Genomic DNA, 13,333 nt, shown 5'->3' on the forward strand with positions numbered 1-13,333 from the left:
TAGCGCATTCAGGAGCGTCCCCGTGAGCGAGTGGTTCCATGCAGAAGGCAACCGGCAGCAAGGCCCGCTGCCGGCGGAACAGTTGGTCGAGTTGTTCCGCAACAACCAGATCTCCCTGGACACCCTGGTCTGGCGCGACGGCCTGCCGCAATGGCAGCCGTTGCGCAGCGTCGTCGACGAGCTGGGTCTGATCGTGCCGGCGCTGGACGTCGCTGCGCCGGCCGTGGAACCCGAGCCGGAACCCGAACCGGAACCGGTGGCGCCACCTCCGCCGCAGCCACCGGTGCTGCCACCGTCCACGCCCTATGCCACGCAGACCCCGGCCGGGGTGCTGCCGCCGCCGAAAAAGAAGCTCTCCGGTTGCGCCCTGACCGCGATCATCGGCGGCGGCCTGCTGCTGGTGCTGGTGCCGATCATGGCCATCCTCGCGGCGATCGCCCTGCCCGCCTATAACGACTACACCGTGCGTGCCAAGGTCGCCACCGCGGTCAATGCCCTGCAGCCGCTGAAACAGCAGGTGCAGCACTTCGCCGACGACGAAGGCCGCTGCCCCGGTGCCAACGATGCCGGTTTCCCGGCCCCGGGTGACTTCACCCAGGCTGGCCTGTCGGCGGTGAACATCGGCCGCTTCAACAACGGCCACTGTGGCATCGAAGCAACGCTGGCCGTGCCCGGCAAGAGCCTCGACGGCGACCTGCTGTGGCTGGAATATGATCGCGACAGCGGCCGCTGGGAATGCAGCGGTGAAAGCGACGACAAGTACCTGCCGCCGTCGTGCCGCGGCTGAGCCACGCGCACGGCAGCACCTCCAAGGACGATCCAACAGGGAACATGCAATGACTGAGTGGTACTACGCCGAAGGACAGCAACGCCAGGGCCCGCTGCCGGTCCAGGAGATCCGCCAGCGCTTCCAGCGCGGCGAACTGAACCTGGACACCCTGGTCTGGCGCGAAGGCATGGCCCAGTGGGCCGCACTGCGCCAGGTGGTCGATGAGCTCGGCCTGCAGACGCTGGCTGACGCCAGCACGGCCACCGCCAGTGGCGGCTTCGACCTGCGCAACGACTACGCCGCCATCGACAACGGCACTGCACCACTGCCTGGCACGGGTGCGCTCAGCAGCTCGCCCTACAGCGCGCCGGCCGCTGCCGGTGTCGGCGGTCCGCAGCCGGTGGTCGGCGGCGAGGTGGTCTATGCCGGCTTCTGGAAGCGCGTCGCGGCGTACATGATCGACTACTTCGTGCTGGCCATTCCGGGCGGCATCATCGGCGCCATCATCGGCGTGGTGCTTGGCGCCAGCATGGGCGCGGTGGGCAGTGGCGAGACCTCCATCGAAATCGTCGCGCAGGTGGCCAGCGCGCTGATCAACATGGCCATCGGCGTTGCCTACTACACCTGGTTCCATTCCTCGCAGGGTGGCGCCACGCTGGGCAAGATGGCGGTCGGCATCAAGGTCGTGCGCAGCAACGGTGACCGCCTGACCAAGGGCCGCGCCTTCGGTCGCTACTGGGCCATGCTGCTGAGCAGCTTCACCCTCGGCATCGGCTTCCTGATGGCCGCCTTCACCGAGCGCAAGCAGGGCCTGCACGACATGATCTGCGACACCCTGGTGGTCGACCGCTGGGCCTACACCGACCAGCCGCACCTGCAGCGCCATGAGCTGGGCACGGTCACCATCGTGATCCTGGTGCTGACCGGCCTGCTGTCGCTGGCGGGCCTGGTGCTGCTGGTGGCCGCGGTCGGCTTCATCGCCAAGATGGCCTCATGAACGGCCATCCTCACGTCTGGCTGCTTGACAGGGGCTGGCCGGGCGTGATTCCTCTAATAAGGTGAAACCTGAACGCCCGGCACACTACCGGGCGTTCAGCGTATTGATTTGTCCGTGGCCGCTTCACTAATGCGGCCGTTTGCTCCACCCTAGCGGCCCCTCCCCTGCGGCTCGCCCCACAGACACTGCTGCCATGCCCAAGCACCTGCTCATCGTCGAATCGCCGGCCAAGGCCAAGACGATCAACAAATACCTCGGCAAGGACTACACCGTCCTGGCCTCGTATGGGCATGTGCGTGACCTGATTCCGAAGGAAGGCGCGGTCGACCCGGACAACGGGTTCGCCATGCACTACGACGTGATCGACAAGAACGAAAAGCATGTCGACGCGATCGCCAAGGCCGCCAAGGGCGCCGACGACATCCTGCTGGCGACCGACCCGGATCGCGAGGGTGAAGCGATCAGCTGGCACATCGCCGAGATCCTGAAGGAACGCGGGCTGGTCAAGGACAAGCCGATGCAGCGCGTGGTGTTCACCGAGATCACCCCGCGCGCCATCAAGGAAGCGATCAGCCAGCCGCGCGCGATCGCCAGCGACCTGGTCGATGCCCAGCAGGCGCGCCGCGCGCTGGACTACCTGGTCGGCTTCAACCTGTCGCCGGTGCTGTGGCGCAAGGTCCAGCGCGGCCTGTCCGCCGGCCGCGTGCAGAGCCCGGCGCTGCGCATGATCGTCGAGCGCGAGGAAGAGATCGAAGCCTTCATCGCCCGCGAGTACTGGTCGATCGCCGCCGAGTGCGCACACCCGTCGCAGCACTTCAACGCCAAGCTGATCAAGCTGGACGGGCAGAAGTTCGAACAGTTCACCATCACCGACGGCGACACCGCCGAAGCCGCCCGCCTGCGCATCCAGCAGGCCGCGCAGGGCTCGCTGCATGTCACCGACGTGGCCAGCAAGGAGCGCAAGCGCCGCCCGGCGCCGCCGTTCACCACCTCCACCCTGCAGCAGGAAGCCTCGCGCAAGCTCGGTTTCACCACCCGCAAGACCATGCAGGTGGCGCAGAAGCTGTATGAAGGCGTGGCGATCGGTGACGAAGGCACTGTCGGCCTGATCTCGTACATGCGTACCGACTCGGTGAACCTGTCGCAGGACGCGCTGGCCGAAATCCGCGACGTGATCGCCCGTGATTACGGCATCGCCTCGCTGCCGGACCAGCCGAACACCTACCAGACCAAGTCGAAGAACGCCCAGGAAGCGCACGAAGCGGTGCGCCCGACCTCGGCCCTGCGCACCCCGGCCCAGGTGGCGCGCTTCCTGACCGACGACGAGCGCCGCCTGTACGAACTGATCTGGAAGCGCGCAGTCGCCTGCCAGATGATTCCGGCCACGCTCAACACGGTCAGCGTCGACCTGTCGGCTGGCAGCGAGCACGTGTTCCGTGCCAGCGGCACCACCGTGGTGGTGCCCGGCTTCCTGGCCGTGTACGAGGAAGGCAAGGACAGCAAGAGCGCCGATGACGAAGACGAAGGCCGCAAGCTGCCGGCGATGAAGCCTGGCGACCGCGTGCCGCTGGAACGCATCCAGGCCGAGCAGCATTTCACCCAGCCGCCGCCGCGCTACACCGAAGCGGCGCTGGTGAAGGCGCTGGAAGAGTACGGCATCGGCCGTCCCTCGACCTACGCCTCGATCATCCAGACCCTGCTGTTCCGCAAGTACGTGGAAATGGAAGGCCGCAGCTTCCGCCCGTCCGACGTCGGCCGCGCGGTGTCCAAGTTCCTGTCCAGCCACTTCACCCGGTACGTGGACTACGACTTCACCGCCAAGCTCGAAGACGAGCTCGACGCCGTCTCGCGTGGCGAAGAAGAGTGGATCCCGCTGATGGCCCGCTTCTGGGAGCCGTTCAAGGAGCTGGTGGAAGACAAGAAGGAATCGGTTGACCGTGCCGAGGCCAGTGGCGCGCGCGAGCTCGGCACCGACCCGAAGACCGGCAAGCCGGTCAGCGTGCGGCTGGGCCGCTTCGGGCCTTACGCCGCCATCGGCAGCACCGCCGAGGACGCCGAGGAGAAGCCGAAGTTCGCCTCGCTGCGCCCCGGCCAATCGATGCACACCATCTCGCTGGAAGACGCGCTGGAACTGTTCCTGATGCCACGCGCGCTGGGCGAGGACAACGGCGAGCCGGTCAGCGTCGGCATCGGCCGCTTCGGCCCGTTCGCCAAGCGCGGCAGCACCTATGCCTCGCTGAAGAAGGAAGACGACCCGTACACCATCGACCTGGCCCGCGCCGTGTTCCTGATCGAAGAGAAGGAAGAGATCGCGCGCAACCGGATCATCAAGGAGTTCGAGGGCAGCGACATCCAGGTGCTGAACGGCCGCTTCGGCCCGTACATCAGCGACGGCAGGATGAACGGCAAGATCCCCAAGGATCGCGAGCCGGCATCGCTGACCCTGGCCGAAGTGCAGCAGCTGATGGAAGAAACCGGCAAGCCGGTGCGCAAGGGCTTCGGCGCCAAGAAGGCCGCTGCGAAGAAGGCACCGGCCAAGAAGGCTGCGGTGAAGAAGGAAGCCGCGCCGAAGAAGGCCGCCGCAAAGAAAGCGCCTGCCAAGAAGGCCCCGGCCAAGAAAGCAGTAAAGAAGGCGGCCGCGAAGAAGGCCCCGGCGAAGAAGGCCGCTGCCAAAAAGTAGATCCACGCCATGCGTGGATGAGGGTCAAGGTGTGCGGACCAACGGTCCGCACCTACCATCCGCACCCACCACCCCTTCTGCACGCGGCAGGGGGATAATGAAGCCCCACGTCGGGCCGGTCGCCGCCATGAAAGAACTCACCCTGGACTCTGCTGTCGCCACGCTCCGCGCCGGCGGCGTGATCGCCTATCCGACCGAAGCGGTCTGGGGCCTGGGCTGCGATCCCTCGCATGAAGCCGCGGTGCACATGGTGCTGCGGCTGAAGCAGCGCCCGATCGAGAAGGGCATGATCCTGGTCGCCGCCGAACTGTCGCAGCTGGAGGGCTGGGTGCGCCTGCAGGCGCTGCCCGACGCCCGCCAGCGCGCGGTGCTGGCCAGCTGGCCGGGCGCCAACACCTGGATCCTGCCGGCCGGTCCGCGCGCCAAATCGTGGGTCACCGGTGAGCACAGCGGCATCGCCGTACGCATCAGCGCCCACCCACTGGTCGCCGCGCTGTGCCGCGCCTGGGGCGGCCCGCTGGTCTCCACCAGCGCCAACCTGGCCGGTGAACCGCCGGCACGCAGTCGCGCCGAGCTGGATCCGCGCCTGCTGCGCCTGCTCGATGGCCTGCTCGATGGCGAGACCGGCGGCCTGGCCCAACCAACCCCGATCCGCGACGCGCTCAGCGGCAACGTGCTGCGCTCCTGAGCGGACGATTGCACTGCCACGCACAATCACGCACCCTGCCGCCATGAACCTGCTGCGCACCGCCCTGGGCCTGTGCCTGCTGCTGCCATGGACCGCACCGGCCGCCAAGGACGTGCGCGTCTATCGCTGCGTCGCCAGCAACGGCGCCGTGGCCCTGCAGGACAGGCCCTGCAGCAGCGGCCGGCAGGAAGTGCGCGACCTGCAGCGCCCGCGCGACCCGGCGCCTCGGGTGGTACGCAGCGATGCGACGCCCGCGCCTCCCGACGAGGTTCCGGTGATGCGCGATCGCGAAGTCCGCCACGTCTACATCCAGCCCCCACAGCCGTTGTACGAATGCGTGAGCGACGACGGTCGCCGCTACACCAGCGACAACAACGAGGGCAATCCGCGCTGGGTACCGTTGTGGACCAGCGTCTGGCTCCCGCACGGGCACCACGGCCCGGTCCATCCTGGCCCACGCCCCGCCTTCGGCACGCCGGTCGGCACTCCCATCGGTGAAGGAACCGGCTACCGGCCGCCTGCGGTGGGTGTCGGTGTGCAGGTTCCGGCCGGCAGCGTGCTGGTCCGCGACAGCTGCCATGCGCTGCCGCCGCAGGAAGTCTGCGCGCGCCTGCGCGACCGCCGCTGGGAACTGGACCGCCGCTACAACAGTGCGCTGCAGAGCGAGCGCACTGCCATCAGCAACGAACAGCGTGGCATCGACGCACGCCTGTCGCGGGACTGCGAACGCTGAGCGCAGCACCTGCCGTGGCATGTACGCTGTGCGCATGAAGAATCCGATCTGGCTGGCCCTGGGCCTGTTCGCCGGCAATGCATTGGCCGACGACGGGGTGATCTACCGCTGTACTTCCAGCAGCAGCGATGTGCCCACCCTGCAACGTACGCCCTGCCCTGCCGGCAGCAAGCAGCAGGTGGTGCGGATTCCGGCGGCCGCCAGCGCGCCACCTGCGCCGGCCACAGCAGCACCTGCGCCGCCGCCGCCCGAACCGGCGACCGCGAGTACACCGCCCGCTTCGACGCCCAGCCCCCGCCGCCCGGGCGAAGGACGCACGATCATGGAAGCCGGCATGGTCGAACGCGAAGGCGGCGATCTGATACTCGACAGTGCATCGTTGCCACGCCAGGCCGATGCCGCGCCGGACAGCAATGCGCCGCCGAAACCGCCGCTGCCACCGATCTTCCAGTGCACCGACAGCCAGGGCGGGGGCTATCTGCACGAATACGAAGCTGCTCCCGGCCGCTGCGAACTGATGACCGTGCAGGGTCTGGGCGGCGCCACCCCGGTCAACGCCGCCGGCTGCGAAGTGGTGCGCGACCGCTGCGAGGAACTGCCGGAGGCGCAGCGCTGCAGCAGCTGGCAGCAACGCTTCCGCGACGCGCGCGGCCGTGAACGGTTCGCCTCGCCGGAAAACCGCGACAACGCCCGTGGGGAACGCGAACGGCTGCAGGGCGTGCTGGAGGCCAGCAACTGCCCGGTACCGGGGTGACACCCACCGGTAGTGCCGGCCGCTGGCCGGCAACTGCAATCATCTGAAGATCCTGTGGTTGCCGGCCAGCGGCCGGCACTACCACCGCATGATCAGAAGCCGTAACGCAGGAAACCGCCATCCACTGCGATGCATTCGCCGGTGACATAGCTGGCCGCCGGCAGGCACAGGAAGCCCACGGCCGCGGCCACTTCCTCCGGCTCGCCGATGCGGCGCATCGGCGTGCGGTTGATCACTTCCTCGTAGTAGTCCGGGTCCGACAATGGACCGGACGTGCGCCGCGTGCGGATGTACCAGGGCGCCACCGCGTTGACCCGGATGCCATCCTCGGCCCACTCGACGGCCAGGTTGCGGGTCATCTGGTGCATCGCCGCCTTGGTCATGCCGTAGACCACGCCGCTGCGCACGTGGGTCAGCCCGGACACGCTGCCGACATTGACGATCGACGACGACGCGTGCCGGGCCAGCAGCGGATGCGCGTAGCGCGACAGCTCGAAGGCCGAGAACAGGTTGGTCTCGAAGATCTTGCGCCACTCGTCCTCGGAATACTCCGTGGCTGCCTTGGTGACGTTGCCACCGGCATTGTTGACCAGGATGTGCAGGCCATCGCTGTGGTCTTCCACCCAGTCCAGGATCTGGCGGCGGTCCTCGTCATCGGAGACGTCGGCGGCCAGCGCGTGCACCTGGTGCTGCGGATACACATCCAGCAGTTCGTCGCGCGCGGTCTCCAGCATGTCGATATCGCGGCCGACGATCATCAGATCGGCGCCGAGCCCCGCCAGTTCATGCGCGATGGCCAGGCCGATGCCGGCGCTGGCGCCGGTGATCAGGGCCGTCTGGCCGTCCAGGCGCCACCGTTGCTGGGTCATGTGTCCTCCGGGGCCGCGCCCACTGCATTTCGATGCCGCAAGGATACGCGCTCACGGCGGCGCTCGGCCGGGGATGCGACACTTGCCCATACGCCCACCGCGGAGAGCCGCCATGCGCATCCTGATCCTGTCCACGTCGCTGCTGGCCAGCCTGCTGCTGGCGGCCTGCCAGCGGCCGCCCACGCCGAACCCGGAGAAGCCACCGGTGCCACGAGCGATGTCGCGTGCGATCAACGAACCGCTGGACCGCGCCAAGGACGTGCAGAAAACCGTCGATGATGCCGCGGCGCGTGAGCGCAAGGCCGAGGCTGACGCAACGCAATGACCGGTGGGGCCAGAGCCCTTTGCGCTGCAAAGGGATCCGATCCCATGAACGAAAACGCCCGGCCTGAGCCGGGCGTTTTCATTCGATACCGTTGCTGGTCAGAACCCGCAGAAGCAGTACGCCAGCGCCTTCACCGGTGCGCCATTGCCCTTCTCGCGGGCCGCGTTCTCGACGAAGCGCAGCTGCGTATCCACTTCCGGCATCGTGCGCGCCAGCATCATCCGCGCCATGCCCGAATCGGACAGCATCCAGGCACCGGCGCGGCTGCCAGCGAAACCGCTGACGAACTGTGCGAACGGCGTGGCTGCCTTCTCGATGTAGCGCACGCGATAGGCATCGGCCTTGCCCAGCTTGGCGCGGCTGGCCGCATCGGCCACCGCATCCTTCAGGCCACCGAAGGCATCGACCAGGCCGCGTTCCTTGGCCTGTGCACCGCTCCACACGCGGCCGCGGGCGACCTCGTCCACGGCCTCGACCGGCTTCTTGCGGGCGTCGGCGACGCGACCGGTGAAGTCGGCGTAGCCCTTGTTGATCACCGTCTGGATGACCTGGCCCACGGCCGGATCCATCGGGCGGGTGACGTCGAAGGCACCGGCGAAACGGGTGGTGCCGACGCCGTCGGTGTGCACGCCGATCTTGTCCAGCGCGCGGCTGAAGTTCGGCACCATGCCGAAGATGCCGATCGAACCGGTGATGGTCGACGGATCGGCGTAGATGCGATCGGCATTCATGCTGATCCAGTAGCCACCGGAGGCGGCCAGGTCACCCATCGACACCACCACCGGCTTGCCGGCGGCCTGCAGTGCCACCACTTCGCGGCGGATCTGCTCGGAGGCGAACACTTCGCCACCCGGCGAATCGACGCGCAGCACCACTGCCTTCACGTTGTCGTCGTCGCGCGCGGCGCGCAGCAGCGCCGAGGTCGACTCGCCACCGATGCGACCGGCCGGCAGGTCACCGCCACTGATTTCGCCGGCGGCCACCACGACGGCCACCTGCGGACGCGAGTCCACCGGGTTGCGGCGCGCGTCGAGCAGGGCCAGGTAGCGGCCGAAGTCGACGTTGCGGAAACCGCCATCGGCATCCTCGTCGGCCACGCCGCGCTCGATCATCAGATCCTCGAATTCCTCGCGGGTCTTCAGCGCGGTCACCAGCTTCTGCTGCAGGGCGAACTTGGCCAGGTCGCCACCGGCGGCAGCGATGCCTTCCGGCAGCGTGTCGATGCCGGCGGCCAGCTGTGCCGGATCCAGGCGGCGGGCCTTGGCGATGTCGCCCAGGTAGCGCTGCCACACATCGTTCATCCAGAACAGGTCGGCTTCCTTGGAGGCCGGCGACGCAGCGTCGAGCACGTACGGCTCGGCCGCGGACTTGTACTCGCCCACCTTGAACAGGTGCACGTCCACGCCCAGCTTGTCCTGCAGGCCGGTGCGGAAGTACTGGCGGTAGCGGCCGAGGCCTTCGAGCACGACCGAACCCATCGGGTCCAGGTAGACCTCGTCGGCCTGCGCGGCCAGCAGGTACTGCGACTGGCCCATGCTCTCGCTGTAGGCCACCAGCTGCTTGCCGGACGCGCGCAGATCCTGCAGCGCGGCGGCCACTTCACGCAGCGAGGCGAAGCCGGACGGCTGCAGCTTGTCCAGTTCCAGCACCACGCGTTCGATCTTCTTGTCTTCCTTGGCCGACTCGATCACCCGCAGCAGGTCGCGCAGCTGGATCTCTTCGGCACCGTTGTCACCCACCGCCTTGGCCAGCGCGCGGCTGACCGGATCGGCACTGAACTGCTCGACCAGGCGGCCTTCCGGCGCGATCACGAGCGTCGTGCGGTCCTGCAGCGACTTGCTGGCACCGGCGCCCATGCCGGCGGCGATGACGAACATCACCAGCAGCAGGAACAGCAGGCCGAAGAACACCAGGTTGAGGATCAACCGGCGGGTGAAGTTCATGACGTCCCACAGCCCGATGAAGAAGCTGGCGACGGGATTGCGACGCGCCGGGGGCAACGGGGGCACGGGTTGATTCATGGAACGCTCCGGATGGCTTCTTGCCGTGGTACCAGCATAGCCGGTGCCGCGTGATGCGGCATCGGACACAAGTCAGGGGATCGCCCGCCATGGGTCGGCAGGGCGGGCGGGACGATCAGGACAACATCGACTGGCCGATGCGCAGGCTGCTGCGGCGCAGGCGCCAGCCCATCAGGATGGCAGCGGCGGTCAGGCCGACGATCAGGCCGATCCACATGCCCTGCGGACCCATGCCCAGCCCCAGGCCGAGGCCGGCGCCGAGCGGCATGCCCAGGCCCCAGTACGCGAACATGGCGATGAACATCGGCACGCGGGTGTCCTTCAGCCCGCGCAGCGCGCCGGCCGACAGCACCTGGATGCCGTCCGGGAACTGGAAGGTGGCCGCGTACAGCAGCAGGGTCGAGGCAAGGCCGGCCACCGCCAGGTCGTTGGTGTACACACCGACGATGGCATCGTGGCCGAACAGCAGCACCGCCGCCGACAACGTCTGCGTGCCCATGATGATCGCGTAACCGGCCCAGGCCGCGCGCCGCACGCCGAAGCCGTCACCACGGCCGACCGCATGGCCGACGCGCACGGTGGTGGCCTCGGCCACGCCCATCGGGATCATGAAGCACAGCTGGGCGACATTGATCGCGATCTGGTGCGCTGCGGCTTCATTGGCACCGAGGCGGCCGATCAGCAGCGCGGTGACGATGAACAGGCCGCCTTCCATCAGCACGGTGATGCCGATCGGCAGGCCGGTGCGCAGCAGCTCCCAGATCGCCTTCCAGCGCGGTCCTTCGAAGTGCGAGAACAGCTGCAGGTGGGCGAAGCGCTTGGTGAACCACAGGTAGGTGGCGAAGGCGATCGCCTGCAGCCACATCATCACCGCCGAGGCGATGCCCAGGCCTTCGGCGCCCATTTCCGGGAAGCCGAGCTTGCCGTTGGCCAGCACATAGCCCATCGGTGCCAGCACCAGCAGGCCACCGAAGCCGAGCAGCATGGTCGGCAGCGTCCAGTGCATGCCCTCGCTGAGATAGCGCATGCAGAAATACAGGGTCAGCGCAGGTCCGCCCCAGCGCACCGCATGCAGGAACGCGGTGGCCCCCGGCACGATGTCCGGCGCGATGCCGAATGCCGGCAGCAGCGGCGGCACCACCGTGAGGAAGGTGAACATGATCAGGCCCAGCCCCAGCGCCAGCCACAGTGCCTGGCGGAACAGCGGGCCGATCTCGCGCTCGCGGCCGGCGCCATGCAGCTGCGACACCGAGGCGGTGAGCGAGATCAGGGTGCCGATCGGAATCAGCATCGGCAGCCACAGCAGCGCCGTACCGATGGTGACGGCGGCCAGTGTGGCCGTGGCGTGGTGGCCGGCAATCACGTTGTCGACGAAGGAGATCAGACCGGTGGACACATGACCCAGCACGAGCGGCAGGGCGAGCAGACCGGTGGCGCCGACTTCCTTGCTGAAGCGCGGCGTGGAGGTTGCAGTAGACATAAGGTGCTTGACGCGAACTGCGGTTGCGCGCGAAGGGCACAGGCACCGGGTTGCGGGCGCCCATCTTACGCGGGCGGCGCGTGCATTCCCATGACATGGCGTGAATGCTGGGTTTCAGCCGCCCCACACAAAAAGGGGACGGAGGGGATTAAGTCGCATCCGGCACTAGCGGGCCTGAAACGACTTAATCCCCTCCGTCCCCTTTTTTTACTGGCCGGCCTGGCGCTTGAGCCAGCTGTCGCGCTCGGCGGCGGGCACGGCGAGGAAGGCGCTGCGCACGGTGTCGCGTTCCTGCGGTGGCGTGCGCTGCGCGACCAGGGTCAGCTGGACCAGCTGCGCCGGGCTGAGCTGGCGCAGTACGGCCAGCGCGGTCTCGCGCTGTTCCGGCGGCACGAAGCCGAACAGGCCATGCAGTTTGGGGAATTCCAGGCCCAGTTGCGGGCCCAGCCGCCACCCGTCGCGGAACGCCTGGTCCTGGTCGCGGAACTGTTGGCGCAGGCGCTGCTGCTGGTCCGCGGGCAGCGCATTGAATCGCGCAGCCGCCTGGCGGATACGCTCGCGCTCTCCTTCAGGCAACGCGCGCCAGGCGGCGTAGTCGGCGCGGCGCTGGCGCTGCTGCTGCGCATCGAGCTGGGCGAAGGCAGAGGGTGCTGCCGTCGTCGATGCCGGCGAAGCCATCGGCGTGGCCGGCGACGACGGTGGCGGCAACGGCACGTTCAACGATTGCGGTGCCGCGGACAGCGACAACGGCAGGGCCAGCAACAGGCTGGCGAACCAGGACTTATTCATCGGCAGCAGCGGTTTCCAGCGTGGCGCTGGCCGGCTCCGGCCGGCTCGGCTTGGATTGCGATTCGTCTACCGGCAGCGGACCGCCCGCGGCAGTCCACGCGTACAGGTCGGCATCGGCCACCAGCGGGTAGTCGCGGTCGGCCAGCATCGTGGCGTCGTCCGTGGCCTGGGCCGTGGTCGCATCCGGGGTGGCGTTGACCTTGCTTGGTGGCAGGGCTTCCACCGTCACCGGACCGGCTTCGCCCACCACACCCTCCGGCAGCGGTGCATCACTGCCTAAGGAATGCCCCTGCCAGTAGCGCCAGCCCAGCGCTGCGGCCAGCAGCACCGCCACGGTGACCAGCAGGATCAGCGGACCGCGCCAGCGCGGCTTGGCGTTCGTGCGACGGCGCTTGCCATGGGCGGCCGCACGCTCATCGCGCTGCGGTGCGCGCCAGCTCGAGGTCGGGGCTTCGTTGTGGGCGGCCGGTGCGGCGGGTTGCTGCAGCTGTTGCAGGCGCGCGGCCGGCAGCTCACGGATGCGCGCCTGCACCTGTTCGGCCAACTGGCGCCAGGCCGAGGCGTCCGGCTGGCCGTGGGCATCACGCGGGCAGGCGTCGGCCAGCAGATGCTGGTAGCCGGCCTCGTCCTGGTCGAGCACGCGCATGGCGATGCCCTCATCCAGGCTGCCGCCCACCCGCAGCAGCAATGCCAGGCGCGGCAGCGGCGGCATCGCGCCCAGCGCGGCCAACGGCGGCCCCCACTGCCCGCCCGCCGGCTCGCGCAACGCCTGGCGCTGGCCCAGCAGGGTCCAGAAGCGGGTCGGCCACTGCGCCATCGGCAGATCGCTGGCAACGGCGGCAAAGGCGCGCATCACCGCCACCAGGGTCTGCTCGGCGCGCGCGGCATCGCCGCACTGCAGTTCAGCGACCACCAGGGCACGGCGCTCGACGCCACGCAGGAACGCCGACAGCGCGCCGGCCGCGGTCGAGGAAACAGGGGCGGGCACAGCCGTCATCGGTCACTCCAAAGGTCTGCCGGCATGATAGCGGCAGGCCATCGACGCCCGTAGGACTTGCGCCCACAGGCACTTCGTGCTGCAGGTTGTGCACAGCACCACGCCCCCGCAGCGGAAAACTGGGGCATCCAGCTGAATTCACTCTGTTTCAGCATTGTTTCACACTTAACTTGTTGATTTTGAATGCTTTTACTATGTGGCGATTTTTTGACCAACCCAAGCGTGAGGCCG

At 68.2% G+C, this 13,333-nt stretch carries 12 protein-coding genes; 7 read left to right on the forward strand and 5 right to left on the reverse strand.

Annotated features, from left to right (window positions below):
• Positions 1-22: 22 nt before the first annotated feature.
• The 6 genes from AB1281_RS17530 (at position 23) to AB1281_RS17555 (ending at position 6,621) form a co-directional block, all read left to right on the forward strand.
• The gene (locus tag AB1281_RS17530) at positions 23-787 is read left to right on the forward strand and encodes a pilin (protein WP_075676079.1); all 765 of its coding nucleotides are present in this window, start codon (positions 23-25) and stop codon (positions 785-787) included.
• A 49-nt stretch (positions 788-836) separates the two neighbouring features.
• Positions 837-1,766, forward strand: coding sequence for an RDD family protein (locus AB1281_RS17535; protein WP_430346519.1), 930 nt, complete (start codon positions 837-839; stop codon positions 1,764-1,766).
• Positions 1,767-1,959: 193 nt separating this feature from the next.
• Positions 1,960-4,446, forward strand: a complete 2,487-nt coding sequence (locus AB1281_RS17540; RefSeq protein WP_430346520.1) for a DNA topoisomerase I — start codon at positions 1,960-1,962, stop codon at positions 4,444-4,446.
• 97 nt (positions 4,447-4,543) lie between these two features.
• Positions 4,544-5,134: a Sua5/YciO/YrdC/YwlC family protein gene (locus tag AB1281_RS17545; protein WP_430346521.1), complete on the forward strand. Its 591-nt coding sequence runs from the start codon at positions 4,544-4,546 to the stop codon at positions 5,132-5,134.
• Between the two features lie 43 nt (positions 5,135-5,177).
• Positions 5,178-5,867, forward strand: a complete 690-nt coding sequence (locus tag AB1281_RS17550; RefSeq protein ID WP_430346522.1) for a DUF4124 domain-containing protein — start codon at positions 5,178-5,180, stop codon at positions 5,865-5,867.
• 34 nt (positions 5,868-5,901) lie between these two features.
• Positions 5,902-6,621 (forward strand): hypothetical protein, encoded by a 720-nt coding sequence (locus tag AB1281_RS17555; RefSeq protein ID WP_075676742.1) that lies wholly within the window; start codon positions 5,902-5,904, stop codon positions 6,619-6,621.
• 92 nt (positions 6,622-6,713) lie between these two features.
• Here the strand turns inward: AB1281_RS17555 and AB1281_RS17560 are convergent, their stop codons facing one another.
• Complete coding sequence (locus AB1281_RS17560) at positions 6,714-7,490, reverse strand: SDR family oxidoreductase (protein WP_014038643.1); 777 nt, start codon at positions 7,488-7,490, stop codon at positions 6,714-6,716.
• 112 nt (positions 7,491-7,602) lie between these two features.
• On the opposite strand from AB1281_RS17560, the gene AB1281_RS17565 reads away from it, so the two are divergent.
• Positions 7,603-7,815, forward strand: coding sequence for a hypothetical protein (locus AB1281_RS17565; protein ID WP_014038644.1), 213 nt, complete (start codon positions 7,603-7,605; stop codon positions 7,813-7,815).
• Between the two features lie 98 nt (positions 7,816-7,913).
• Here AB1281_RS17565 and sppA read toward each other — a convergent pair whose 3' ends face one another.
• From sppA to AB1281_RS17585, 4 genes are all read right to left on the reverse strand, one after another.
• A complete protein-coding gene (sppA, locus tag AB1281_RS17570; RefSeq protein ID WP_075676073.1) occupies positions 7,914-9,836 on the reverse strand; it encodes a signal peptide peptidase SppA in 1,923 nt (640 codons plus the stop codon).
• A gap of 115 nt (positions 9,837-9,951) precedes the next feature.
• Positions 9,952-11,316, reverse strand: coding sequence for an MATE family efflux transporter (locus AB1281_RS17575; protein WP_014038646.1), 1,365 nt, complete (start codon positions 11,314-11,316; stop codon positions 9,952-9,954).
• A gap of 207 nt (positions 11,317-11,523) precedes the next feature.
• A complete protein-coding gene (locus tag AB1281_RS17580) occupies positions 11,524-12,105 on the reverse strand; it encodes a DUF3106 domain-containing protein (protein WP_430346523.1) in 582 nt (193 codons plus the stop codon).
• On the reverse strand, positions 12,098-13,102 hold the full coding sequence (locus AB1281_RS17585; RefSeq protein ID WP_430346524.1) for a hypothetical protein: 1,005 nt from the start codon (positions 13,100-13,102) through the stop codon (positions 12,098-12,100). The genes AB1281_RS17580 and AB1281_RS17585 overlap by 8 nt, the downstream gene beginning before the upstream one ends.
• Positions 13,103-13,333 lie beyond the last annotated feature (231 nt).

The sequence above is a fragment of the Stenotrophomonas sp. NRRL B-14846 genome, assembly GCF_050473585.1.
Classification (GTDB): domain Bacteria; phylum Pseudomonadota; class Gammaproteobacteria; order Xanthomonadales; family Xanthomonadaceae; genus Stenotrophomonas.